At 40.2% G+C, this 24504-nt stretch carries 25 protein-coding genes; 14 read left to right on the top strand and 11 right to left on the bottom strand.

What is annotated here, in order from left to right; translation table 11 throughout:
* Window positions 1–29: 29 nt before the first annotated feature.
* The 3 genes from C6Y06_RS05475 (at window position 30) to C6Y06_RS05465 (ending at window position 2477) form a co-directional block, all read left to right on the top strand.
* Window positions 30–1136 (top strand): ABC transporter ATP-binding protein, encoded by a 1107-nt coding sequence (locus C6Y06_RS05475; RefSeq protein WP_060595888.1) that lies wholly within the window; start codon window positions 30–32, stop codon window positions 1134–1136.
* Window positions 1137–1369: 233 nt separating this feature from the next.
* Window positions 1370–1573 carry an alpha/beta-type small acid-soluble spore protein gene (locus tag C6Y06_RS05470; RefSeq protein WP_034663637.1) on the top strand — a complete coding sequence of 68 codons (204 nt, stop codon included), beginning with the start codon at window positions 1370–1372 and terminating at the stop codon, window positions 1571–1573.
* Window positions 1574–1859: 286 nt separating this feature from the next.
* Window positions 1860–2477 carry an NAD(P)-dependent oxidoreductase gene (locus C6Y06_RS05465; RefSeq protein WP_060595886.1) on the top strand — a complete coding sequence of 206 codons (618 nt, stop codon included), beginning with the start codon at window positions 1860–1862 and terminating at the stop codon, window positions 2475–2477.
* Window positions 2478–2596: 119 nt separating this feature from the next.
* Here the strand turns inward: C6Y06_RS05465 and C6Y06_RS05460 are convergent, their stop codons facing one another.
* Window positions 2597–4612, bottom strand: a complete 2016-nt coding sequence (locus tag C6Y06_RS05460; protein WP_106036603.1) for an ABC transporter ATP-binding protein — start codon at window positions 4610–4612, stop codon at window positions 2597–2599.
* The gene (bmrC, locus tag C6Y06_RS05455; RefSeq protein WP_066031099.1) at window positions 4609–6366 is read right to left on the bottom strand and encodes a multidrug ABC transporter ATP-binding protein BmrC; all 1758 of its coding nucleotides are present in this window, start codon (window positions 6364–6366) and stop codon (window positions 4609–4611) included. Before bmrC ends, C6Y06_RS05460 begins: the two co-directional genes overlap by 4 nt.
* Window positions 6367–6923: 557 nt before the next feature.
* Between bmrC and C6Y06_RS05450 the strand changes: the two genes are divergently transcribed.
* Window positions 6924–7430: a universal stress protein gene (locus C6Y06_RS05450; protein ID WP_003210990.1), complete on the top strand. Its 507-nt coding sequence runs from the start codon at window positions 6924–6926 to the stop codon at window positions 7428–7430.
* A gap of 46 nt (window positions 7431–7476) precedes the next feature.
* Here the strand turns inward: C6Y06_RS05450 and dat are convergent, their stop codons facing one another.
* On the bottom strand, window positions 7477–8334 hold the full coding sequence (gene dat / locus C6Y06_RS05445; protein ID WP_106031624.1) for a D-amino-acid transaminase: 858 nt from the start codon (window positions 8332–8334) through the stop codon (window positions 7477–7479).
* Between the two features lie 296 nt (window positions 8335–8630).
* Here dat and C6Y06_RS05440 point away from each other — a divergent pair, with 296 nt between their 5' ends.
* Window positions 8631–9485, top strand: a complete 855-nt coding sequence (locus C6Y06_RS05440; protein ID WP_066031100.1) for a polysaccharide deacetylase family protein — start codon at window positions 8631–8633, stop codon at window positions 9483–9485.
* 43 nt (window positions 9486–9528) lie between these two features.
* Here the strand turns inward: C6Y06_RS05440 and C6Y06_RS05435 are convergent, their stop codons facing one another.
* The 3 genes from C6Y06_RS05435 to C6Y06_RS05425 all read right to left on the bottom strand — a co-directional run bounded on the left by C6Y06_RS05435 (window position 9529) and on the right by C6Y06_RS05425 (window position 11644).
* On the bottom strand, window positions 9529–10260 hold the full coding sequence (locus C6Y06_RS05435) for an NAD-dependent protein deacylase (RefSeq protein WP_375567667.1): 732 nt from the start codon (window positions 10258–10260) through the stop codon (window positions 9529–9531).
* Between the two features lie 29 nt (window positions 10261–10289).
* Complete coding sequence (locus tag C6Y06_RS05430; RefSeq protein ID WP_060595874.1) at window positions 10290–11378, bottom strand: mechanosensitive ion channel family protein; 1089 nt, start codon at window positions 11376–11378, stop codon at window positions 10290–10292.
* Between the two features lie 164 nt (window positions 11379–11542).
* Window positions 11543–11644, bottom strand: coding sequence for a YhdX family protein (locus tag C6Y06_RS05425; RefSeq protein ID WP_017360338.1), 102 nt, complete (start codon window positions 11642–11644; stop codon window positions 11543–11545).
* 306 nt (window positions 11645–11950) lie between these two features.
* On the opposite strand from C6Y06_RS05425, the gene C6Y06_RS05420 reads away from it, so the two are divergent.
* From C6Y06_RS05420 to crcB (C6Y06_RS05410), 3 genes are read left to right on the top strand one after another with little or no spacing between them, the layout of a single operon-like run.
* Entirely contained in the window at window positions 11951–12667 is a 717-nt protein-coding gene (locus C6Y06_RS05420) for a glycerophosphodiester phosphodiesterase (RefSeq protein WP_066031101.1), read from the top strand.
* A gap of 5 nt (window positions 12668–12672) precedes the next feature.
* Window positions 12673–13068: a fluoride efflux transporter CrcB gene (crcB, locus tag C6Y06_RS05415; protein WP_060595870.1), complete on the top strand. Its 396-nt coding sequence runs from the start codon at window positions 12673–12675 to the stop codon at window positions 13066–13068.
* Entirely contained in the window at window positions 13069–13434 is a 366-nt protein-coding gene (crcB, locus tag C6Y06_RS05410) for a fluoride efflux transporter CrcB (protein WP_060595868.1), read from the top strand.
* Here crcB (C6Y06_RS05410) and C6Y06_RS05405 read toward each other — a convergent pair.
* The gene (locus C6Y06_RS05405) at window positions 13431–13823 is read right to left on the bottom strand and encodes a hypothetical protein (RefSeq protein ID WP_060595866.1); all 393 of its coding nucleotides are present in this window, start codon (window positions 13821–13823) and stop codon (window positions 13431–13433) included. The two genes, crcB (C6Y06_RS05410) and C6Y06_RS05405, sit on opposite strands and share 4 nt — an antisense overlap.
* An 89-nt stretch (window positions 13824–13912) precedes the next feature.
* Window positions 13913–15295 carry a hemolysin family protein gene (locus C6Y06_RS05400; RefSeq protein ID WP_060595863.1) on the bottom strand — a complete coding sequence of 461 codons (1383 nt, stop codon included), beginning with the start codon at window positions 15293–15295 and terminating at the stop codon, window positions 13913–13915.
* A 334-nt stretch (window positions 15296–15629) separates the two neighbouring features.
* Here C6Y06_RS05400 and C6Y06_RS05395 point away from each other — a divergent pair, with 334 nt between their 5' ends.
* Entirely contained in the window at window positions 15630–16070 is a 441-nt protein-coding gene (locus tag C6Y06_RS05395; protein ID WP_034620022.1) for a MerR family transcriptional regulator, read from the top strand.
* Between the two features lie 58 nt (window positions 16071–16128).
* Window positions 16129–17460, top strand: coding sequence for a hemolysin family protein (locus C6Y06_RS05390; RefSeq protein ID WP_012009419.1), 1332 nt, complete (start codon window positions 16129–16131; stop codon window positions 17458–17460).
* Window positions 17461–17499: 39 nt separating this feature from the next.
* On the opposite strand, the gene C6Y06_RS05385 is transcribed toward C6Y06_RS05390, so the two are convergent.
* Entirely contained in the window at window positions 17500–18102 is a 603-nt protein-coding gene (locus C6Y06_RS05385; RefSeq protein WP_034663683.1) for a lysophospholipid acyltransferase family protein, read from the bottom strand.
* 372 nt (window positions 18103–18474) lie between these two features.
* Between C6Y06_RS05385 and C6Y06_RS05380 the strand changes: the two genes are divergently transcribed.
* Genes C6Y06_RS05380 through C6Y06_RS05370 form a run of 3 tightly spaced genes read left to right on the top strand, consistent with a single transcriptional unit; the run spans window position 18475 to window position 20295 of the window.
* Window positions 18475–18966, top strand: a complete 492-nt coding sequence (locus C6Y06_RS05380) for a sigma-70 family RNA polymerase sigma factor (protein WP_003211938.1) — start codon at window positions 18475–18477, stop codon at window positions 18964–18966.
* Window positions 18959–20017: an anti-sigma factor gene (locus C6Y06_RS05375; RefSeq protein ID WP_034663685.1), complete on the top strand. Its 1059-nt coding sequence runs from the start codon at window positions 18959–18961 to the stop codon at window positions 20015–20017. Before C6Y06_RS05380 ends, C6Y06_RS05375 begins: the two co-directional genes overlap by 8 nt.
* Complete coding sequence (locus tag C6Y06_RS05370; protein WP_034663689.1) at window positions 20005–20295, top strand: hypothetical protein; 291 nt, start codon at window positions 20005–20007, stop codon at window positions 20293–20295. Before C6Y06_RS05375 ends, C6Y06_RS05370 begins: the two co-directional genes overlap by 13 nt.
* 140 nt (window positions 20296–20435) lie before the next feature.
* Here the strand turns inward: C6Y06_RS05370 and C6Y06_RS05365 are convergent, their stop codons facing one another.
* On the bottom strand, window positions 20436–21269 hold the full coding sequence (locus C6Y06_RS05365) for a C40 family peptidase (RefSeq protein ID WP_034663692.1): 834 nt from the start codon (window positions 21267–21269) through the stop codon (window positions 20436–20438).
* Between the two features lie 353 nt (window positions 21270–21622).
* Here C6Y06_RS05365 and C6Y06_RS05360 point away from each other — a divergent pair, with 353 nt between their 5' ends.
* Window positions 21623–22987 carry an alkaline phosphatase gene (locus C6Y06_RS05360; RefSeq protein ID WP_106036602.1) on the top strand — a complete coding sequence of 455 codons (1365 nt, stop codon included), beginning with the start codon at window positions 21623–21625 and terminating at the stop codon, window positions 22985–22987.
* A 49-nt stretch (window positions 22988–23036) separates the two neighbouring features.
* Here C6Y06_RS05360 and C6Y06_RS05355 read toward each other — a convergent pair whose 3' ends face one another.
* Window positions 23037–24461: a SpoVR family protein gene (locus C6Y06_RS05355; RefSeq protein WP_374955730.1), complete on the bottom strand. Its 1425-nt coding sequence runs from the start codon at window positions 24459–24461 to the stop codon at window positions 23037–23039.
* Window positions 24462–24504: the final 43 nt, after the last annotated feature.

Raw genomic sequence — 24504 nt, 5'->3', positions numbered from 1 at the left:
TCAATAAGAGGATGGGGAGGTTATCATCTATGGCTGAAATGATGCTCAATCAAATTTATAAAGTGTATGATAACAAGGTAACAGCAGTAGACAACTTTAATCTACATATAGAAGATAAAGAATTTATTGTGTTTGTTGGTCCATCTGGGTGCGGAAAATCAACAACCCTTCGCATGATTGCAGGACTTGAAGAGATTTCACAAGGGGATTTTCTGTTAGACGGAAAACGGATGAATGATGTAGCACCAAAAGACCGGGATATCGCAATGGTTTTCCAAAACTATGCTTTGTACCCTCACATGAATGTATACGATAATATGGCTTTTGGATTAAAGCTGCGGAAGTTCCCGAAATCAGAAATTGATGAGCGGGTTCGAAATGCTGCGAAAATATTGGGGCTTGAGCAATATTTAGACAGAAAACCAAAAGCTCTGTCTGGCGGTCAAAGACAACGCGTTGCACTTGGGAGAGCAATTGTGCGTGATGCAAAGGTCTTTCTTTTGGATGAGCCGCTTTCTAATTTAGATGCAAAACTTCGCGTTCAGATGCGTGCTGAAATATCTAAGCTTCATCAGCGTCTGCAAACGACATTTATCTATGTCACACATGATCAGACTGAAGCTATGACAATGGCTACTCGCCTTGTTGTGATGAAAGATGGCTTTATTCAGCAGGTTGGAGCGCCGAAGGATGTATATGAAAATCCAGAGAATGTATTTGTAGGCGGATTCATTGGCTCTCCTGCGATGAATTTTTTCACAGGAAAACTCTCTGACGGTGCTATTGCAGTTGGAAAAACGCATATTCGTGTACCAGAAGGAAAGATGAAGGTATTACGCAGCCAAGGTTATATCGGAAAAGATATCATCCTTGGTATCAGACCAGAAGATTTTCATGATGAACCCGTGTTTATAGAGGCATCTGAGGGCACAAAGATCGATGCCAGTGTAGAAGTTGCTGAATTAATGGGAGCAGAAACGATGCTTTACTCTTCTCTCGATGGTCAGTCTTTTATTGCACGTGTTGATTCTCGTACTGATGTTCAGGCTGGACAGTCTATCCCTCTTGCTATTGATATGAACAAGGCCCACTTCTTTGATTCGGATACAGAACTTCGCATTCGCTCTGCTGATTAAAGAGATCTAAGCAGCACCATCACTCATGATTGAGTGATGGTTTTTTTGCATGTTGAACAACATTTACCATGTTCTTTTCTCGTATGTTTTTTTCAGAAATCACCATAATACTTAGTACAAAGCAGTTACTGCATTGGGTTTCGCCAAGTGGCAAATGACTTGCTCATTTCGCTGGTGCGATTCCAGCAAACCCAACCAAAAACCAAATCATATACAAAAAGGAGATTCACATCATGGCAAATTCTAATAGTTCAAATCAATTACTAGTTCCTGGAGCAGAGCAAGCAATCGACCAAATGAAGTACGAAATCGCTTCTGAATTCGGTGTAAACCTTGGTGCAGAAACAACATCTCGCGCTAACGGATCAGTTGGTGGAGAAATCACTAAGCGTCTTGTATCTTACGCTCAACAACACATGGGTGGAACACAAGCTTAATTTCATATTTGGATCATAGAAGGCACCTCTTAAGGTGTCTTCTTTTTTTATTTTTATCCCTCACCAATCTCCTTTCCAGCTCATATCATGTAGTAGAAAGGAGCGGATCTTCATGGACATTATTTCCGGTATGAACTTTGAACTTCTACAATTTGTAGGGATCTCTCTATTATGTGAATATGCTCATAGTATTCGGTCCTTTCACCTTTATAAAAAAAGCATCACATAAAAGTTGTACCATTTTGGGTTCTTTTCACTTATAGTATGTAGTGGAGGGATCGAACAGATGAAAATAGCTCTTTTCGGTGCTCATGGACGTGTAGGACAAGCATTTCTTCGTTTCGTTCAAGTAGATGATCGTTACATAGTTCGTTCATTGATTCGGACAAACCGAGAAGAAATGCTTGCGGGTATGTTTCAAGTCACCGGCAATTCAAGAAATCGAGAAGATGTGCTTGAGACGATCAAAGGAGCAGATATTGTTGTGAGCTGTCTATCAACAGATGGTGATGATACATTATCTGTTTCAATGGAGCATATCGTACAAGCCATGAAGCAATCAAATACTTCAAGAATTATTACAATTGGTACGGCAGGTATTTTAAAGGCAAGGCAGCAGCCGGAGCTTTACCGTTTTGAAACAAATGAATCAAGGCGGACTACTTCCCGAGCAGCTAAAGAGCATGCCAAAGCGTTTGAAATCCTTCAATCGACTGATCTAGATTGGACCATTATTTGTCCAACCTATTTACCAGATGGAGAAGTGACACGGTCATATCGCTATGAGAAAGATTTTCTCCCTATAGATGGAAAGAAAATTTCAGTTGAAGATACCGCACACTTTTTATATCAGCAGTTAAATTCGAAGGAATTTGTACATCAACGCGTCGGCATTGCCTACTGATGATGCAGCTCGTGTAAACGATATAACTAGTAAAGGTCGAGGTCAAAAACGAATCCTCGACTTTTTATGCAAATAAAAAGAGCCTCATTCAAAGTGAATAGGCTCTTTTTTGTTATTCATCAGCTGTTTGCAACAGCACCCTTTTGCAGTTCGTACATTTGCGCATACAGCCCTTCTTGCTGCATGAGTTGATCATGACTGCCTCGCTCGACAATTTCACCTTTTTCTAATACCAAAATCATATCGGCTTTCTTAATGGTGGATAATCGGTGAGCAATGACAAAAGTCGTTCGTCCTTCTTTGACGACATCAAGCGCCCGCTGAATGATCGCTTCTGTTTCTGTATCAATGTTTGCGGTGGCTTCATCTAAAATTAAGATCGCTGGATCGTACGCTAATGCACGGGCAAATGAGATTAACTGACGTTCTCCTGAGGAAAGAGTACTTCCCTTTTCAACGACTGGTTCATCAAATCCTTTTGGCAGGTGCTTCAATAACTCTACTGCGCCTACTTGCTTTAATGATGATTCAATCGTTTCTCTTTTAATGTCTTCATTTCCTAAGCTGACATTGGATGCAATCGTTCCGGAAAATAAATACGGGTCTTGAAGCACAATGCCCATTTGTTTACGCAACGTTTGGCGTGACTGGTGATAAATGCTTTCCCCATCTATGAGAATGTCTCCTTGCTGAATGTCATAAAAACGCAGCAGCAAGTTCATGATCGAGCTTTTCCCAGAACCGGTATGCCCCACAAGTGCAACTGTTTGGCCTTTTTTGGCCTCGAACGTAATGTTCTTTAATACATTATTTCCTTCATTATAAGCAAAGGTGACATCTTGGAACTGAACGTGTCCCTCCATTTTCTTTTGAACAGGTTCTTCCACTGTTGTTCCTGGCTCATCCAATAATCGGAAAACCCTTTCCGATGAAACCCTTGCTAATTCCAATCTCGAGAACTGGTTCACAATGCCTGTAATCGGCTGAAATAATCGATTTAAATAATCGACAAACGCATAGAGCACACCAATTGACACAATGCCCGTCGCACTTAAGGACGCACCGCCAAAATACCAAATGAGTGCCACATATGCTAAATTCCGAAGCAGGTTAACCAAGTTATGCGACAGAAGTGAATTTAAATGCAGCATCTTTCGCTGATATCGAAAGTGATTGTTGTTCAGTTCATCAAATTCCTCTTTCGTCACTTTTTCATGACGAAACGCTTGAATAATGGTCATCCCTTGAATGGCTTCATTTAGCTTGGCATTGATGTCACTAATGATCGAACGAATGCGGTGGTTGTACACTGATGCAAACTTTCTGTAGGTCATTGACCATAGGAAAATAATCGGTACCGCCACCAAACAAATGAGTGCCAGCTTCACATTTAATAAAAACATGGCAATATAAATTCCAATCATGTAAATAGCACTCGTCACGAAATTAGCGAGGACTGTCACATATAAATCACGAATGGTTTCTGTGTCATTGGTAATCCTCGCTACGACCTTTCCAGCCGGTAAATTATCAAAATACCGGATAGGCAACGTTTGAATATGCTCAAATACATCAACCCTCATTTTTTGAATAATTCGATTGGCTATCCGCTGTAGCAGATAATGCTGCGCATACTGAAAGAAAATCGCAATGACGAGAAGCCCTAGATAAAATAGAACAAGCTGCACCAAACCACTGATTTCCGGCTCATAAAAAGAGAAAATTTCCTCTTTTGATAAACGCTGTACTTGATATGTCTCGCGCTCGTTCCCATTTTCAATGGTAAGCTGATCTCCGGATATCTTTCGGTTTCCATCAAAACGAATCGGCTCATTTACAAAATAGTAACCGAATCCGACTTGCACCACATTGATTTGTTTTCCGGATTTCATATCACTGTCTAATCGATCGCTTCGTATATAGTTATTTCCCTGGTAATAAACGGTTTTGTCTGTTTTTTCATTGACCTCGACATATGGTTTTTCTACACCTAAAATATGATCATCAATCATTTTCTTCCCAATAAATGGTCCTGTCAGTTCAGCACCTACTGCAATGATGAGAAAGATCAAGGCAACAGACAGTACTTTCTTATAAAGGAGTGCGTAGGCAAGGAGTCTTCTTCCTGTTGTCATGCCTCATCCCCTCCTTCCAGCTGGTTTGTCAGCTGCTGACGCAGAAATTGTTCTTTGTACCACCCATCTTGCTGAATGAGCTCTTCGTGGGTGCCCTTTTGGACAATGCGTCCTTCTTCCATGACAAGTATGAGATCCGCATGCTCAACAGCTGATAGACGATGAGTCGTAATAAACGTCGTTTTCCCATGACGATTTTGCCTTAAATTTTCTAAAATAGCGGTTTCTGTTTTTGCATCTACCGCAGAAAGCGAGTCATCCAGTATCAAAATGTCGGGGTCTATTAATAAAGCGCGTGCAATGGAAATTCGCTGCTTTTGTCCACCTGACAGTGCCACACCTTTTTCCCCCACCATGGTTTCGAGACCCTCTGGCAAAAGACGTAAATCTTTTTCAAAGTAAGCATCTTTGATCGCTTGTGCTAATTCATTTTGTTTTGCGTCCCGATGACCAAAGCGCATATTCTCTTCTACACTTTTTGAAAAAAGGATATGATCCTGCGGTACGTATCCGATCCATTGAAATAGCTGATCCAATTCGATCTCTTGGATTGGGACTCCTGATAGCAGGATTTGACCATCACCTGTTGGATACTGGCGCAGAAGCTGTTTTACGATAGTCGTTTTACCGCTTCCTGTTTTGCCTGTAATTCCGATTGTCTGCCCTTTTCGAACCGTAAAGGACACATCAATTAAATTATCTTTAGGGGAAGTTGGATACCTGAATGTCACGCGGTCAAACTGAATATCGCCAGGCTCTTGTAACGTTTTTGGCTGAGAAGCGTCTGTGACATCCGGCTTGTAGCTGAGTGTATGATTCAACCGGTCTAACGACGCATTTCCCCTTTGCATAATATTAATCAATTCGCCTATCGCAAACATTGGCCAGATCATCATTCCAAGATAGACGTTAAATGCGACAAGCTCACCAATGGTTAAATCACTTTGGAACACAAGATAGGCTCCGTAGCCGATTCCAATTAAGTAGCTGACACCGACAAGTAATTTCACTGTCGGCTCAAACAATGAATCAATGATCGCCACTCTCATATTTTTTTGAAATACATCATCTGTCATTTGGCGAAAGCGTTCGACATCTTGTTTCTCCTGTACAAAAGACCGAATAACCCGGACACCTGCGACTGATTCAAGGACGCGATCGTTCATATCACCAAATGCATCTTGAGCAACTGTAAAGCGATCATGAATCTTGCTGCCATAATACGCAATCAAGAGCGCCATCAGCGGCATAGGGATGATCGCCATTAAGGTTAATTTCCAGCTAATCGTCAGCCCCATCGTAAAGAAGATCATCAGCATATAAGCAGTGGAATCAACCAATGTCAGAACGCCAAAACCTGTCGTTAAAGCCACAGCATTTAAATCGTTTGTACCTAATGCCATTAAATTACCGGTTTTTTTCTTTTCATAAAAGGTGGGTGTCATCTTAAGTAAGTGACGCATGAGCTTCCCGCGCATCACACGCTCCATGACATTTGCGCCGCCAAATAACTGATACATCCAAAAATATGTCAGCGTATAGACGACGACACCTAGCAAGCAAAAAATGGTTACATAAAACACAATACTGGATGTTGTAAATTGACCAGAACGAATGTCATCAACTGCCTGCCCAAGATATCTTGGCGGCAGCATTTCAAGCACATTCACAATGAGCAGAAGCGTAATGGCGATCGTATAACGCCTCCACTCTTGTTTGAAGAACCAGCCTAATTTCGCAAATACTGAAAACATGTTTGTCTCTCCTTTTAAAGCTAGCCGCTTTCTAGATTTTCCTGGCTGTCACCTTGTTTCGTTTTTTTGGTTTTTGTCATTTGTCTTGCTTTTGGCATGTTCACATGCTTTCACTCCTCTTCATTTACTTGTTGATCTCCATCCCTTTATTTCGAAATGCGAAATGAATACAACAAAAAAAGAGGCAACCAGCTGTCTGGTACGCCTCTTTTAGTCATGTAAAAAGGCGCATGTTGACAAATACGCAACATACGCCTTGATTCATCCGATCAATTGGAACATACGAGTCCCTTTTCAATGACCAATGAAGGTGTAATTGTCACGTGAATCAACCCATTCATGCAGTTTGATTTCATTCTTCCAATGTTGCACATGACATTTCCTCCTTTTGGCTCTTGAATCTTTTTTTATCTTATAGTGGCTGTCACCATTTTGTCAATAAATATTTTTCAATAAATGAAATTTTCTAACAAAAAGTTCACCGCCTTCATGTGTATCTTTTTCAGATAACGGGTATACCATGAGTGTAAAGACTCCTTTTGAAAGGAATGAGGACATTGTTTCAAGCTGATCGGATGGTCGTTGCGTTTGATGGACATGAAGACAGTAAGAAAGCATTAAAAAAGGCAATCGCTCTAGCCAAAACCTTGAATGCCAAGCTGACTGTTGCCTATGCACATGATGGCAAATCAAGCAGACAGGTGTTTGATGCACCACGCCCAATGACTGGCGGAGCTTATATCGGCGGCGGCATGGCAGACCTTCAAACACCCCCTGTGTATGTACCTCATGATGAACAGCAAAGTCCCTTGATTTTTGAAGATCATACAGAAGAAGTCGTTGCAGAAGCAAGAATGCTTTTAAATGAGGAGCAGTTTGAAGCTGCCATTGAAATTGTTGAGGGGGAACCAGCGGAAGCGATTATCGAATATGCTGAAGACATATCAGCAGACCTCATCGTCATGGGAGCACGTGACCAAAGCAGATTGAAAAAAATGCTCTTTGGCAGTGTAAGTGAAAAGTTATCATCAAAATCAGATATACCTGTGCTTATTGTAAAATAAAAGAATCACAAAAGGCTGTAAACATTGGTTTACAGCCTCTCTTTATTTATGAAGAAATAGATGCTTCACTTTCATGTTTAATTTTTTGCTGGAAGCCTTCCTGTACACGCTTTGTCAACTCTCCTGGAACGCCTTCCCCTACTGGCTGGCCATCAATTTCAACAATCGGAATGACTTCAGCCGTCGTCGAGCTGATGAAGATTTCCTGCGCGCGCAGCAGCTCTTCTTTACTTATACAAGTTTCTTCAACACTGCATCCCTCTTCTTTACATACCTCAAGAAGCTTTCTACGGGTAATACCGTTTAGAATAAGATTGTTTGCTGGATGTGTGCGAATCACGCCATCAATGACGGCATATACATTCGAGGAGGTTCCCTCAGTCACAAAACCATCTCTAATGAGAATGGCTTCAAATGCACCAGCTTCAGATGCCTTCTGCTTTTCCATGACGTTATATAAGAGATTTAAGCTTTTAATATCACATCTTAACCAGCGAAGGTCCTCAGATAATATGGCCTTTGCACCAGCTGTCTGCTCATGAACAGGCTTTTTCACCTGGAACGTATATGCTGTGATTTGAGGAGTGAGAGAATCGCCATATTGATGTTTACGAGGTGCGACGCCCCGCGTGACTTGAATATACACACCTCCATCTGTTAATTGGTTGTGGGCGACGAGCTGTTTTAACTTTTCTTCCATATCTGATACTGCACCTTGAAGATGAATGCCGATTTCTTTTGCACTCTTGAACAGACGCTCTGTATGCTCTTTTAATGTAAACAAAGTCCCATTGTATACACGGATGACCTCATAGACGCCGTCACCAAATTGATAGCCTCTGTCTTCAATATCAACATGTGCATCCTTTTTTTCAATGAAATCGCCATTATACAATACTTTCATACGGAATCTCCCCTTCGCTTCGCATTAATGGTTGAGTCTGATGCTATCTTAGCGGATAAATGAGTACGTTTCAATGATTATTCAGAATTATTTCACATCATGATAAATGGTCAACTTTTTATTGTAACAAACATAGACTCATAACCAAAAAGATTCCAATTTTTTAGCATCTTCTATATTCATAGGCTCTTTTTTCCTGTATACTTAATCGATATGAGCACGACAAAAAACAGCGGAAAAAGACAGAATCTACTACATGATTCGACACAAATTTTTGATTTATTGGAGCGATTGTAATGCAACGGGTTACGAAAAAACAGACACCTTCAAACACGATGCTGCTCTCAAAGGCGATTGGTTTAGTGATTCTGTCACTGATCCTCTTTTTTATTTGGGATATATCTAAAACCAATATGCAGGCAGCAGATCAGCCGGCTAAAATGTCTGCGAGCAGTCAATTCCGAGACACAAGCGCAAGTCTGAAAGCAAAAGATGATTCTACGAAAACATTAGATGCACATTTTAAGATCAACCCAAACAAACATGTAACGGATCAAACGATCTTTTTAACCTTTGATGATGGTCCGTCAGCGACATCAAATCAGCTTTTAGATGTGCTCAAAGCGCATCAAGTAAAGGCCACATTCTTTATGCTTGGGCCGCAGATTAAGGAACACCCGGCAGCTGTGAAAAGACTTCATCAAGAAGGTCATCAGTTAGGGCTTCATGGTATCACACATGATGTGAAACGCTTTTATCAAAAAAGTGATTCTCCCGTCAATGAGATGAAGGAAGATCAGCGCATTTTGGCTTCTGTCACAGGTGAGTATACACATCTTGTGAGAACACCTTATGGCAGCGCCCCAAATTTAACGGATCAGCAAAAGGCACGTTTAAAACAAAAAGGCTTTGTATACTGGGATTGGACAATTGACAGTCTTGACTGGAAATATAAAAGCTCAAAATATGTACCAGAGGTATTAAATCAGCTGCAAGTGCTTGAGACAAAACATCCAAAAGAACCAAAAATCATCTTAATGCACGATCAGCCAGCGACAGCAAAATACTTAAACAGTTTAATCACACAGCTAAAAGCGAAGGGCTATACATTTGAAGTCCTTGATGAATCGATGAAGCCGCTGCAACAATAAAGAAAGACCCCGCACCTTTTTTGGATGCGGGGTCTTTGATGATTTATAAAGCTTTCACGAGATCGCCAATTCGCTCATGAAAGACAAGATCAAACAGTGGATCGTATTCTGTTTCACTCAAATTCATCATCACCTTGAAGATGGAAGGATTTTGAGCGGCATCTTCTGGAATATATCTTGCTGGCGCCACTTCTAGGGAAGTCCCCATGACGAGCAGAAGGTCCGCTCGCTGAAGTGATTTCTCTACTTGATCAAAATGTTTGATCCTGTCTCCAAAAAGGACAACATCTGTTTTCAGCACACGCCCACATGTCCGTCCGTCTGAGGAAACCTTTAGACATACAGGCACTTCTTCTTGTAATAAATAAGGCAGTTCATATGTCGCATGACACGATGGGCAAGTAGCTGTTTGAATGGAGCCGTGGAGTTCATATACATGCTGGCTTCCTGCTTTTTTATGCAAGCCATCAATATTTTGGGTGAAAATATCCACATGTTTTCCTTGTTTCTCAAGGCTGGCTAAAAAGGTATGTCCACTATTGGGCTCGTACTCTCCGCTCATTTTCATCTGAAACAATTCCTTGAATTTCGGCCAGAATTGCTGAGGGTGTGATAAAAAGTAGGACCGGCTCATCGCCTCCATGCGGGCGGTGTCTTCAGTCCATAAGCCGCCCGTTGATCTAAAATCGGGGATACCTGATTCCGTGCTCATACCCGCACCTGAAAGTACCATAATATGTGAAGCCTGCGTTAATTTCTCGCTTAGCGCTGCCACCTTTGTTTGATCCACTCACCATTCCTCCTTTATTCACCCAGCTGTTTTTCGCCTTTTTGTTTCATATAAATGGTCTGTCCAGGGAAGGCAAATTCTACACCTTCTTGATGGAAGATATCCATGATACGGTAGTTAATGTCCTGTTTAATATCAAGGTTTTCAGCCCAGGCCGTCGTGTTTGTGTAAAAGTTGAAAAATAAATTCAAATAACTGTCTGCCAGTACATCGAGATTTACCATGATCGTCTCCTTGTGCACCCCATCATGTTCATAAAGCATTTGTTTGAGACGTTTGATGCATCGGTCAAGATTTTCCTTTGGTGTATTATAGGATACACGTACGGAAAACGTAATTTGGCGTTTATTCATTCTCGTCCAGTTCGTGATAGGTTCCTTTGAAAGCGTAGAATTCGGAACTGTCACAACAGCTTCAGCAGGTGTTCTAAACTTTGTGCTTCGAAATGTAATGTCCTCGACAGTTCCAAGAACACTTGGCGTCTCCACAAAGTCACCCATTGTAAAAGGCTTCTCTGTAATGATGACGATCCCTCCAAAAAAGTTCGCCACCGTATCCTGGGCAGCAAGCGCAAAGGCTAGACCACCTAGACCAAGACCTGCCACAAGTCCATTTACATCATAATTAAATTCTTGTGCAATGACACTAATACTTAGTGCAATGATAATGAAGCGAAGTACCTTTGATAAAAACGGTGCTAAAATATCATCCATTTCCAATTCAAATTTCGAATTTACTTTTTGAAATAAGAAAGAAGAAGCTGCGGTTAAATTACAAAGCCCCCATGTCAGCATCAATATAATGGAGGATCTATATAATTTGACGATGACATCCATATGATGCTCAAAGTATGGTGCCTGTCTTAACGCAAAATATAACCCAAGTGCGACAAAAAACAGTCTGGCTGGCTTTTCGAAAGCCACAACAATTTGGTTAATGACCTCCGTTTTAGACCGATTGGTCAGCCTAAAGAGAAGATGAAATAAGTACTTCGTAAATACTTTCCGAAGCAATAAAAAAAGCAATAAAATACAAAGGCTAATACCGATTTGGATCGCAACATCTACTGTAAAATATGTATCCATCCATTTTTGTGTAATCATGTTTGTCTCTCTCCTTTAAAACAATCCTCTCTAGTTTATAATATAACCTTCGTTTATGTCCTCTCATAAATGTCTGACCTCTATATAAAAAGCCTCGGGACCAGTCCCGAGGCATGATGTTCAATTATGAAATTTTGGCTAGAGACATATCGACGGGCAGCAAACTACTTTTTCTTCTGAGCCTGATCAAGGAGAGTCGCTTTAAACATTTCAGCATCCGTTTCGGCCTTAATACGTTCTTCCACTCTAATTCTCCCTTTACCCAATCATCTCGCCTCCTTTTCATCATTATAAAACATCAGAATTTTCAGTCAACATGACGAAAGCACTAATATTTTGGCGAACGCTGACGATTTGGACAAAATTGATCGAAGAAAAATTGATGTACTTCAGATTTACTCAATCATGGCTTGGGATATTCCTGCAACTTTTCACATTTGAATCATCATACTTTCTTAGCAATGCGATTCACCATTACATACAGCTCTTCTTCCCTCCATATAGTAAAGAAGGAAAAACGGTAAAGCATTTGATATGATAAGACCAGAACTTATGTCAGGGAGCTGGAGCATGTGTATATTATCGCGCATAGAGGGTCATCAAGTGCTGCCCCAGAAAATACAATTGCCGCGTTTGATTTAGCTGTTCAGCAGGGTGCAGATTATATTGAATTAGATGTACAGCTCACATTGGATCAGCACGTAGTCGTGATCCATGATGATACAGTTGACCGAACGACGAACGGAAACGGTTTAGTCAAAAGCTATACACTTGATCAGCTGAAAAAACTGGACGCAGGAAGCTGGTTTGACCAGCAGTACACGAATGAACGAATTCCAACATTACAAGAAGTTCTTGAGAGATACAGTCAGCGGATCGGGATATTGATCGAGATCAAACACCCAAGACGGCAGATAGGAATTGAAAAGGCAGTTGTCGACATCATCAATCGGTTTGCCTATTCTCGTCATATCATGATTCAATCTTTTGATGATCATGCACTTCAAAGAATCAAAGCTTTCGCCCCTTCTCTTCGAACAGCTTTGATTATAAAGCCTACTGCATATAAACTGGCGAAAAGAAAGTTAACTGCATACAGCTCGTTTGCTGATTGTCTTAATATGAAGAAAACGCTGATCAACAGATGGTGGATAGACCGCATCCACTCATTCGGGATGGATGTGTTTATATGGACTGTGAAAGACCAAAAAACAGCCGATCGGATCAAAAAATATCCCGTTGATGGAGTGGTGACGGATCACCCGCCATTTTTTCTAAAGGAGAAATGATGTAAATGAAAGCGTATCTTGCTGTATTTATAGGCGGACTGCTTGGGACACTTTGCAGATATGAACTAAGCCAATCGATTGTCAGCCAAACATTCCCTTATGCAACGCTAATCGAAAACGTAACAGGCAGTCTGCTTCTTGGTTTTTCAACAGGATATTTTATGTTCCAGAAGGGAAAAAAATATCTTGCCGCTTTGATCGGAACAGGATTTTGCGGAGGTTTTACGACAATGTCCACTTTTTCTAAAGAAACGGTTCTTTTATTACAGACTGGGCAATTCACCTCAAGTGTGATCTACATCCTGCTCTCAGTCATTGCCGGAGTAGCCGCTGCCTTATGTGGACTGATGCTTGCTCAGCGGCTCTTTCATCAAAATAAGCAGCAGAGAGGAGGCAGATAAATGATCGTTTTATATACAGCTGTTGCCGGCGGGATTGGCAGCGCCCTTCGTTTTTTCATTAGCCAATTAATACAGAAAACCAAGTCTCATGCTCGTTTCCCGTATAGTATTATTCTCATCAACTTATTAGGTGCTGCCGGTTTAGGTATACTGACAGGTGCCGTGACTGCCAATCATCCGCTGCTTATGATCATTGGAACAGGTTTTTTCGGTGGCTTTACAACATTCTCTACGTTTAGTGTAGAGTCTGCGACCATGCTAGAGCAGCGGCAAATCGGAAAACTTGCTGTCTACTTATTGATGACGATCATCGGGTCTTTCTGTCTCTTTGCTGCGTTCTATCAAATAGGACATCACCTTTTTTAAATATTGGTAATGGCGGCTAAGCTGATGAGCAGTTGATCCATGAGCTGGCGCTTCATTAAAAAGAGTGTTTTTTCACTGTAGCCGATTTCCATCGCACATTTGGCCATCCGCCAATCTCGAAAATATTTGTAATCGATGAGCTGCTGCTCTATTTCATCCAACTCTTTTAATGCTGTTTTAATACATGCAACGATGAGTTCATACTGATTTTTTTGCTCTTCTAACTTCTTCCGTGTCATGTGATCCAGATGATGCGGGCTTCTTTTTTCAAGCTGTCTTTCGATATTTAAAATCGCTGCCTGGTAATTTTTGAAATTCTTCAAATGAAACTCAATACGTTTCATTGAGGTTTTTTTCTCTGTGATACTTGCTGTTTCATACCAAAGCATGTCCATCCCCCTCTATCGAACATTTGTTCTTATTATAACTCGAACAAACATTCGTAAAAAGAGACTAAATACCTAAAAAAACCTTGAGCTTATTTTTCGCTCAAGGTCATTTCATTTACTAACAGCGGCTCTTTTATATCAAGCCCAGTGCGTGCATTTCCTTTTTCTGATGATATGACGCCTTTCTTCAGGTCGATCTTTTTAACATAGCGTCCATCCATCTCCAAGACCTTCATCCGAATATCATCAAGATAAATGGATTGTCCTTCTCGGATATCAATATTCTCTTTTAAGATTAACCCGCCTATTGTATCAATTTCTTCATCATGATATGACATTTCGATCAAATCTTGAACTTCATCTAATCTTACTTTGCCATCTAAAACATAATGATGATCGGCTCTTTTTTGAATAACCGGCTGCTCATCTTCATCGAATTCATCTCGAATATCTCCAACAATCTCTTCTAAAATATCTTCTGTTGTGACAAGTCCAGACGTTCCGCCATATTCGTCGGTTAAAATCGCCAAATGCATTCTATCGCGCTGCATCTTGACGAGAAGCTCCTGAATAGGAATCGTGTCAATGACCTCAATCACTGGATATATATAATCTTGAATCTTCAGTTGATCTTTTTCTCCTTGATACACAAGATCTGCAAAGAGCTGCTTTTTGTTCAGCATGCCGATGACATGGTCTTTATCCCCTGAAAACACGGGAAAGCGTGTATACTTTTCCTGCGTCATGATGGAGAGGATATCATCTAGCGGCATATCTTCTGGAATGGCACAAATTTCTCTCCGCGGTACCATGATCTCTCTGGCAATTCGATTATCAAAGTCGAAAATCTTGTTCATATAATTATATTCTGATGGGTTGATTTCCCCATTTTTTAAGCTCTCAGATAATAAAATCTTCAATTCCTCTTCAGAATGGGAATGTTCTTTTTCAGACCCCATATCGATGCCCATCATTTTGGTTAGAACACGGGCTGACCCGTTTAACACATAAATGAAAGGGAACATCAGGATATAAAATGCATGCAGCGGGCCTGACAGCCAGAGCGTCATTTTTTCCGCCTTTTGAATCGCAAGCGTTTTTGGTGCAAGCTCACCGACGACTACATGCAAAAAGGTAATAATAGAGAACGCAAGTGTTGCTGAGATCAGGCTGATTGCTGAATCAGGAATGTTTGTCAAACCAAAACCTCGAACCAAAAGTTCTTTTACAGCCGGCTTACCAATCCACCCTAAACCAAGGGATGTCACTGTAATACCGAGCTGACAGGCTGACAAATATTCATCTAGCCTTGATGTCACCTTTTTCGCCACGATGGCCTTTTTGGACCCTTCGGCAACAAGTTGATTAATTCTTGAACTTCTCACCTTTACTATGGCAAATTCAGATGCAACAAAGAAAGCTGTTAAAGCAATCAAAACACCGACTATACTCAGATTAACAATATCGTCCATTTAACCTTGCTCTTTCTTAGAAGAACAAGGAGTCACCTCCTGATTGATGATGTTATATTTTGCAAAACGGTTAACTGATTAAATAAGACTACATTGAGGGCCCCACTTAACCACCTCCGGTTCACGTATAAATCCGCCTCTCTACATATATATGAAACGGTATTCATTTTATCTTACCATAAATAATCTGAAAATTCCTGTATCACCATGTTAAATTTGACAGGACAATCTAGACTGAGAAATCCCTCTCTAATGTTCATATCGGCAGGAAATATGAACAATTAACTTGTATTTCAGACTCGAATTATATTAAACTATTTTCATAAACTATAACGTGACGGTTAGGAGGAGATGTTCAGATGGGGCTGAGAAAAAGTATCGTATTGGTGAACTAGCACAGATTGCACAGGTGACGAAACGAACTGTAGATTATTATACAAATCTAGGTTTGCTTGCGCCTGTTAGATCTTGCTCAAATTATCGTTATTACGATGAACATGCTTTAAAACGATTACAATTAATCGTTCTTTGCAAACAGCAGAGATTGGCTCTTTCTGACATCAAATCCAGATTAGATGAACAATTCCCTTCTCAAAAGGAAGATCCTGATGAACTTGTCCATTTAACCTCTGATATCGATCGGATGAACGAGCATATGGACCGCATTTTGGTACGTTGTAAGCAGCTTCAGCCAGAACAACGTGAAAAATTAAAAGAGCAGCTTACACCTGAAAAGATGACGGCTGTCCAATCATTTTTACTGCTGTTAAGTTAAAATTTTTACTAAACAGGAGGTGTTACCTTCGTTCTCAAAGTCAGAACGAAGGCCTTAATTGGACATAGTTAATTTACTTATAGTTGCTTTGCTTATAGCTTTAACCGCATTTTTCGTAGCATCAGAGTTTGCGATCATTCGCTTAAGAAGCTCAAGAATTGATCAGTTAATCGCAGAAGGTAATAAAACAGCAGTTGCTGTCAAGCATGTCACGACTCACCTTGATGAGTATCTGTCGGCCTGTCAGCTCGGTATTACCATTACCGCCCTTGGTATTGGTTGGTTAGGGGAAGAAACAATTGCACACATGCTTGCTCCACTATTTGTAGAGCTGTCCATTCCTCAATCAGCTAGTTCTATTGTCACTTTTATTATTGCGTTTAGTATTATGACGTTTTTACACGTTGTGGTTGGAGAACTTGCACCAAAAACACTCGCCATTCAAAAGGCGGAGCAAGTATCTCTTCTTTTTGCTAGACCGCTTATGATTTTTTACAAAGTGATGTTCCCGTTTATCTGGGTATTAAATGGATCTGCTCGTTTGTTAACAAAAGCGTTCGGTCTTCAGCAAGTTTCTGAGCATGACATGGCGCACTCTGAAGAAGAATTGCGGATTATTTTATCAGAGAGCTATAAAAGCGGCGAAATTAACCAGTCTGAATTCAAATATGTAAATAAAATTTTTGAATTTGATGACCGTCTGGCGAAAGAAATTATGATTCCTCGTACCGAAGTTGTCAGCTTCCCTCATGATATTACCATTGAGGAAATGCTGAAGGTGACCAAGGTAGAAAAATATACACGTTATCCAATTGAAGATGGCGATAAAGATAACATGATTGGTGTTCTGAACATTAAAGAGGTTCTCACTGCCTGCATTAGCGGTGAGTGTTCTACAAGTGATACAATCGAAAAGTTTGTCAACCCGATTATTCATGTGATTGAAACAGTTCCTGTACATGATTTATTGCTCAAAATGCAGCGTGAACGTGTACACATGGCGATTTTATCAGATGAATACGGCGGTACAGCAGGTCTTGTGACTGTAGAAGACATCCTTGAAGAAATCGTCGGTGAAATTCGTGATGAATTCGATATTGATGAAATCAACGAAGTGCGTAAACTTGGAGAAGACCATTACATCTTTGATGGAAAGGTTCTAGTTGACCAAGTCAACCTGCTCTTAGGTACGCAGCTTGATAACGAAGAGGTCGATACGATCGGCGGATGGTTCCTTACACAGAAATATGAAGTTGAGAAAAATGACACCATTCGTGAACAAGGCTATGAATTTATCATTAATGAAGTCGATGGACACCATGTGGTATATATCGAAGTCAAAAAGTTAAATGAACAATTAGCAGAAGCCGCTGAAGAAGGCGCTTCTTAAGAAAAAAACGACCCTTGCCAAAGCAAGCGGTCGTTTTTCTTATGCCTTTTCCATTAATTGAGCTTCAAGTTCTTTAATTCTCGTGTTTAATACTTCCGTCATGGCACCTAACCGTTCTTTTGGCGGCAGATGCTCAAATTCTGACTGCTCAATCGGTTCACCGATAATTAAGCGCATTTTCCCCTTTTTGAAAAGACTTTTCGCATTGGACGGTCCTTTGTACGCTGCTGGAACGATTGGCGCTTTACCGAGCTGGGCAATGGTGACCGCACCTCTTTTTAAAGGTACATCCTCTGTTGTACGTGTTCCGCTTGGAAAAATCCCAACGATCTTCCCCTCTTTTAATAATTTAATGGGCGTTTTAATACTGCTTGGCCCAGGATTCTCTCGATCAACTGGAAAGGCATGAATCTTCTTTAAAAATCCACCGATCCATTTATTTGCAAACAATTCTTTTTTCGACATGTAGTGGATCTCAAACGGAAGAATCCCTGCGCCTAATGCAAGAACATCCACAAAACCCTCATGTGTACATGCAATGACAAACCCCCGATCCGTTGGCAGATTCTCTTTTTGATATACTTTGATTCCGCCTCGGAGAGAAAATAATACTTTGATGGTATAGCCTGAAAATTTATACATAGTGCACTTCCTTTGTTTGAAGAATGAAGGATTTGTTTCTATTATAACAAATTTTTTATTACCTGGTACTAAAAATTTCATGAAACAGCCAAACCATCACATCATTTTTCGTTAAGAATCACCGTTCTTTCTGTATCCAGGTCCATGGTTTTAGGAGAGAATAGAAGAGGAATTGTGTCCAATTTTGTCGTTTTTTAAGGTTTTTTCCTGATTTGTTCTATTGAAAATGCTTTATAAATGGCGTAAATTTCGCTATGATAAGGAGAAATGATTTTGATTCGGCGAAAGAGATGAGTAATGTACGGTATTGAGAAGTTTCGTGCAACTTTATGCCTTTCTTATGCGTGTATAACATAGAGGGGAGAAAAATCAGTGACGATCGATGAAATTTATCAAATGTATATGAACGATGTTTACAGGTTTCTGCTCTCCATGACAAAAGACAAACATTTGGCAGAAGACTTATTGCAGGAAACCTTTATGCGTGCTTATATACATATTCATTCCTACGACCATAGCAAAGTGAAACCTTGGTTATTTCAGGTGGCACGAAATGCTTTTATTGATTATGTCAGGAAACATAAAAAAGAAGTGACCATATCGGATGATCTAATTGGCGGCCTTTTACAAACGTCTGTACAAAGCCCTGCTGAACAGGTTGAAATAAAAGAAGTCCTCAACATGTATTTGGAGCAGCTTCCAGATAACTACAAGGAAGCGTTGACATTGTATTATTTAAAAGAACTGAACTACAAGGAAGCATCCAAGGTCATGAATATTACTGAAGCAAATTTTAAAAGTGTTTTATTTCGTGCAAGGCAGCGCCTAAAAGCACTTTACAACAGAGGTGTTAATGATGAATGAAGAGTTTAACAAGCGATGGGAACAATATAATAATGGTGAGATGAACGAGGAAGAAATGATGGCGTTTGAAGAAGAACTTGAAGAAAACGAAAAACGCTTAAGTCAGGAACTGAACGACTCGGATTGGACAGATTTTTCCATCAGTCCTGAAAAGCAAAAAGCCATCTTACAATACGGAAAAAGAAAGTCTTATTTACGTATTTCCGTGCTTGCTGTCATATCGACACTCATTATTTTACCGCTTTGTACATTAGGAAGTTATCTATACTACGGTGTTGGCGGAGCAGAGAGCAAAGGGAATCACTTCATGGAAACAGCCGCTGTCACCGTCGCTTTGACGAAACCAAACGTGGCGATTGATATGAAGGATTTAAAAGGCCAAGTCAAGCTTTTTGGGATGAACACCGAATTGAAGCTGCAAAAACAAATTGGCAATAAAACAGAAGCCATTGGCAGTGAACAAATCGAGATGTTTTTCGATAAATTAAAGCAGCCTACCATCTCTTATTATGGTGACAGCGCACGCGATACGGAGGATTTCTTTACCCATCCTTCGGCGCAGCCAGATGCATCAAAAAAACAAACACTCACTACTTTAGACAAGCTTCCTGAAGGAACAGTCAGTGAAGTGTATGTATCCTATGACAAAGCTTATACACCAAAAGACGTTTATTCCTTTGCTAAAAAATATGATATGAAAGTGCTCTGGAATGCGATTAAAACAGAGGATTCATTAAGCGGGAATCAGCGGCCAATCGGCTTCCCTGGGAAAGACTCTGAATTCTTAAAAGAGCTTCAGCACACATCAAAAACAGAGGTAGATCAATTTAAAGATGCCCTTGCTTATGTCGATCAGCACCCAACCTGGGCAAAAACGATCTCTGGCAGACCTGAACTGGATCTGTCAAACCGAATACGCTATATCAACCAAAATGGTGTCACGATTTATGGCTCTGTGATCACAGGTCCTTCGAAAGAAATCGAGAAATTTGTGAAGACAAAACGCATTAAAACGGCAAAAGTGAGCGAGGTGGAATTATGGAATTGGTAAGAATTTTTAAAGAGCATAATGTATTTGGCTGGATTTCCGTCGGTACAGCGATATTATCCCTGCTCATGCTGAACCTCGCCATTATCAGCAACGTGACATTTTATTCTTTTCAGATGCTTCCTTTTGCAATGGCCGCAGTTCCATTTGGCATTATTGAACTGTTCATTAAAAAAGGCCGTACGGGCCCAGGGTTCCTTGGTGTCGTACTGAATATCTTTGTTATTGTTTGTGTCTACACCATCGTATCGATCGATGTCGATCTTCAATTAGGTTTTTAAATCTCATTAGATGAATAGCCAGTGTTACTTGACTAACGCCAAGCAGCACTGGCTTTTTGGTGTTTTCTTAAATATACCCAACGGTAAGTCTACAGCGCAAATAAAAAAAGACTGCTTCATAAGCAGTCTCTTAGAATAAATTAGTTCACAAATGTTTTCGCTCCAAGGTAAATCGGCTTCCAGTAGCTTGAATTCATATTACTGATCGTCACACCATCAGAAGCAGCATGAATAAACTTGTTGTTCCCAATGTAGACACCCATGTGAGATGGACCCGATTTATATGTTGTAAAGAACACAAAATCGCCAACCTTTGGTGTTGATACGCTTTTCATTGATCCCCAGAAACCTTCAGTTGTTTGTCTTGAAATCTTTTTTTGTTTGTTAATGATATACCACATAAATCCGCTGCAATCAAAGCCTTTTGGTGTCGTTCCACCCCATCTATATGGTGTGCCATTGTGCGCTTTAGCATCTGCTACAAGCTTAGACGTGTTTAAAGAAGAAGCAGAAACTGTTTTTTCTTTAACAGGTGTTGTCTTCACTTTTTTAGATGTCTTTTTGACCTTTAGCTTTTGCCCAATTTTGATCAGGTTTGTTTTGAGTTTATTTAACGATTTCAGCTCTTTTACAGTCATGCCGTACTTTTTGCCGATTTTAGATAATGTATCACCTTTAACAACTTTATGAGTAGCTGTCGCTGACGCCGCTTTTACTTTTGTTGTTGTTTTTGATGTTTTCGTAGTTTTTTTTGAGGAAGTACCATTTACTTTTAAAGTTTGTCCAACATAAATCGTGTTAGATTTCAGCTTATTATCTGATTTAATCTTGCTCACACTTGTTTTGTATTTTTTCGCTAGAACAGAAAGAGAGTCACCTTTTTGAACTTTTACTGATTGTGCTGAGGCAGCTCCGGCAAATAATGTCGTCCCAAGTAGAACTGCACTTGCAGCTGTGATCAATTGTTTTTTCATTTGTTCCTCCTGTATGTATCTATCGTGATCCGAATTTTATCTACTTACTATTATAAGGATCAAATACCAGAAGAAATAGTCTTGACTTCCTACGACATTATGCTTATTAATTCGGCAAAATTTATTTTTTTTTAGGGTTCTTTATATTTCATTTTCATTACACAATCATGACAAAATAAACGCATCTTGTCATGGATAAATGATACATTCATTTCTCTTTTTGGTCCATTCTATGTAAAGTGGACCTTTACAATTTTAAAGTGAACTTTACGATCCTGTAAATGGGAATCCACAATTCTGCTCTACCATTGTAAACGTAAGAGCGATACATAAACAATGAGGAGGCAAAATGAATGAGTGTGTTGAAAAGCTCGAAAACGAAAATCGCTGCAGTAGCGGCAGCATCTGTGCTATCGATTGGCATTTTTTCAGGGATTGAATTTGGACAGGCTGACAAAGCAGAGGCTAAAAAGAAGCCAAAAAATGACGTGCAAAATGTGATCGTGCTGATCGGGGATGGCATGGGAACACCTTATCTTTCAACTTACCGTTCATTTAAACACAACGGAGACCTTTCAAAACAAACAGCGTTTGACCCTTACCTCACTGGCATGCACAAAACATACCCTAACGACTCTAAAAGCAATATCACCGATTCTGCCGCAGCTGGTACAGCTATGGCAACTGGTAAAAAGACTTACAACAATGCGATCGGTGTAAATAAAAACGGCAAAAAATTAAAAACAGTTCTAGAAGAAGCAAAACGGAAGGGAAAATCTACAGGTCTTGTCGTGACCTCTGAATTAACAAATGCCACTCCTGCTGCGTATGCGGCTCACGATGTATCGAGAAAAAACACAGCAGCCATCGCTGATGATTTCTTCGATGAAAAAATCGGAAAACAGCATACAGTCGATGTCATGCTTGGCGGAGGTCTTGTCGATTTTGTCCGGAAGGATCGTGATTTGACGAAAGAATTCAAGCAAGCCGGATATGATTATGTCACCAATAAAGATGCCTTACAAAAAAACAAAAATCAAAAGGTGCTAGGCATTTTTGCTGACGGTGGTCTTGATAAAGCGATTGATCGTGATAAAAAGACCCCTTCCCTGCAAGACATGACGTCCTCAGCCATTAAACAGCTGTCTAAAAACAAAAAAGGATTTTTCCTTATGGTTGAAGGCAGCCAAATTGACTGGGCTGGACATGATCATGATATTGTCAGTGCAATGAGTGAAATGAAGGATTTTGAAAAAGCATTTGAAGAAGCCATTCGTTTTGCAAAAAAGGATAAAAATACGTTAGTCATCACCACTGCCGATCATTCAACTGGCGGACTTTCCTTCGGAGCAGACGGCTCGGGCAGCTGGGATTACAAACCGGTAAAAGCAGCGAAAAAGACGCCTGACTTTATTGCAAACAAAATTGTCAGCGGCATGCCTGTTGAATCAGCGCTGAAACAATATATCGATCTTGAATTTACAAAAGAAGAAATAGCCTCCATTCAAAAGGCTTCTGAAACAAAGGATGCTGTTAAAATTGATGATGCGATTGAAGAAGTGATCAACATGAGATCACATACAGGCTGGACAACATCAGGTCATACGGGTGATGAAGTTCCATTCTTTGCATATGGCCCAACAAGCCAAAAGCTAAAAGGTCTGATGGAAAACACCGATCAAGCAAAACACATTTTCAAACTGCTGAAAAACCAATAAAACGGGCAAAAAAAGATGTCTGCTAAGAGACATCTTTTTTTGGTCTTTTTTAAGCGAGATATTTCCTATGAACCCCTTTTCCATCATACGAAAACATGACTTCTTTTCCTTCAAGAACTGATTCGATATGCACACTTCTTCCCCATAGCTGATGCAAATAAGGGAGTACTTTTTCTAAGTATTTCAGATCTAGTTCAATGCCTTCATACCAATGTTTAATATAGAGTTCATTGTTTTTTAAATAGTCGCCATCCATCACGGTCAAATAAGGAAAGCCGCCATTGACCCTCATGCTGACTAGCTGATCACGAACAGCCTTCCATTCTTTATCGATGACTTTATAGTCTCTCCCTTGTTTTTGAAACAAGTACAAATCTTCTCTCATCACAAGGTCTTTTGTTAAGTAATTTCGAATAAAGGAAATATCTGATTCAATTTCCCTGACTTCAAACATTTTGCTGCGGCCCGATCCTTCTGTCACCCCTGCTTTTTTTAATTCTTCACATGGGTTGTCATAGCGCTCTTCGATATCTTCAAAAATCTTCAGACCTAAATAGTAAGGATTGATGCCTGTTTTAGATGGCTGCACCACTCCTGCATTTAATTTGGCAAACTCAATCGATTCACTTGAATCTAAATCAAGCTCACGCATAATCCGCTGATGCCAATACGATGCCCAGCCTTCATTCATAATCTTTGTTTCCAGCTGCGGCCAAAAATAGAGCATTTCCTCCCTCAGCATGGTGAGGACGTCCCGCTGCCACGGCTCTAGCTCCCGGGAGTGCGCCTCAATAAAGAGCAAAATATCTTTTTCTGGCTTTGGTGGAAATTGCTTGACGATTTTCTTTTTCTCATGCGTCTTCGGCTCATCCATTCCCCACAAATCATCATACGGCGTCTGACGTTTTGGTTTATCATCTTCACATTCTTCTTCATCGTCCATATTCCAGCTTAGTTTTGAACGAACAAGAGACGGATCAATATGCTCCTGTAGAGCCAATACGGCGTCTAAAAAGGATTCCACTTCTTTTGTTCCATGAAGATGCTCATATTCTTTGATCCGCTCTGCCGCTGCTGACATGCTTTCTACCATGTCTCGTTTTGTGTTTTGGAAACGGCAATTATTTTTGAAGAAATCACAGTGTGCCAGTACATGAGCCACAATTAATTTATTTTGAACAAGCGTGTTGTTATCAAGTAGAAAGGCGTAGCAAGGATTTGAATTGATGACCAGCTCATAAATTTTGCTTAACCCTAAATCATAATGAAGCTTCATTTTATGAAATTGCTTCCCAAAGCTCCAGTGGCTGAATCGTGTTGGCATTCCGTATGCACCGAACGTATAAATAATTTCCGCGGGACAGATTTCATACCTCATCGGATAAAAATCTAGACCAAATCCATCTGCAATTTCTGTAATTTCATCAATGGCTCTTTGTAAAAGACGTTTTTCAGATACGCTCAAGGAAACCATCCCTCCTCATCGGACTTATCCCTACTATATGAGCGCACCTAAA

The organism is Bacillus sp. MZGC1 (assembly GCF_002998605.1).
Taxonomy (GTDB): domain Bacteria; phylum Bacillota; class Bacilli; order Bacillales; family Bacillaceae; genus Bacillus.
The sequence above is the reverse complement of the archived record's forward strand: the minus strand, read 5'-3'. Positions and strand labels throughout refer to the sequence as shown.

Coding starts and splice junctions, on each gene's coding strand:
- crcB (WP_060595870.1), top strand. CDS start 12,673: ATGAAAGCGTATCTTGCTGTATTTATAGGCGGACTGCTTGGGACACTT.
- crcB (WP_060595868.1), top strand. CDS start 13,069: ATGATCGTTTTATATACAGCTGTTGCCGGCGGGATTGGCAGCGCCCTT.
- C6Y06_RS05370 (WP_034663689.1), top strand. CDS start 20,005: ATGGAATTGGTAAGAATTTTTAAAGAGCATAATGTATTTGGCTGGATT.
- C6Y06_RS05440 (WP_066031100.1), top strand. CDS start 8,631: ATGCAACGGGTTACGAAAAAACAGACACCTTCAAACACGATGCTGCTC.
- C6Y06_RS05400 (WP_060595863.1), bottom strand. CDS start 15,295: ATGGACGATATTGTTAATCTGAGTATAGTCGGTGTTTTGATTGCTTTA.
- C6Y06_RS05365 (WP_034663692.1), bottom strand. CDS start 21,269: ATGAAAAAACAATTGATCACAGCTGCAAGTGCAGTTCTACTTGGGACG.
- C6Y06_RS05405 (WP_060595866.1), bottom strand. CDS start 13,823: ATGCTTTGGTATGAAACAGCAAGTATCACAGAGAAAAAAACCTCAATG.
- C6Y06_RS05385 (WP_034663683.1), bottom strand. CDS start 18,102: ATGTATAAATTTTCAGGCTATACCATCAAAGTATTATTTTCTCTCCGA.
- C6Y06_RS05430 (WP_060595874.1), bottom strand. CDS start 11,378: ATGATTACACAAAAATGGATGGATACATATTTTACAGTAGATGTTGCG.
- C6Y06_RS05475 (WP_060595888.1), top strand. CDS start 30: ATGGCTGAAATGATGCTCAATCAAATTTATAAAGTGTATGATAACAAG.
- C6Y06_RS05355 (WP_374955730.1), bottom strand. CDS start 24,461: ATGGTTTCCTTGAGCGTATCTGAAAAACGTCTTTTACAAAGAGCCATT.
- dat (WP_106031624.1), bottom strand. CDS start 8,334: ATGAAAGTATTGTATAATGGCGATTTCATTGAAAAAAAGGATGCACAT.
- C6Y06_RS05360 (WP_106036602.1), top strand. CDS start 21,623: ATGAGTGTGTTGAAAAGCTCGAAAACGAAAATCGCTGCAGTAGCGGCA.
- C6Y06_RS05460 (WP_106036603.1), bottom strand. CDS start 4,612: ATGACAACAGGAAGAAGACTCCTTGCCTACGCACTCCTTTATAAGAAA.
- C6Y06_RS05465 (WP_060595886.1), top strand. CDS start 1,860: ATGAAAATAGCTCTTTTCGGTGCTCATGGACGTGTAGGACAAGCATTT.
- bmrC (WP_066031099.1), bottom strand. CDS start 6,366: ATGTTTTCAGTATTTGCGAAATTAGGCTGGTTCTTCAAACAAGAGTGG.
- C6Y06_RS05470 (WP_034663637.1), top strand. CDS start 1,370: ATGGCAAATTCTAATAGTTCAAATCAATTACTAGTTCCTGGAGCAGAG.
- C6Y06_RS05375 (WP_034663685.1), top strand. CDS start 18,959: ATGAATGAAGAGTTTAACAAGCGATGGGAACAATATAATAATGGTGAG.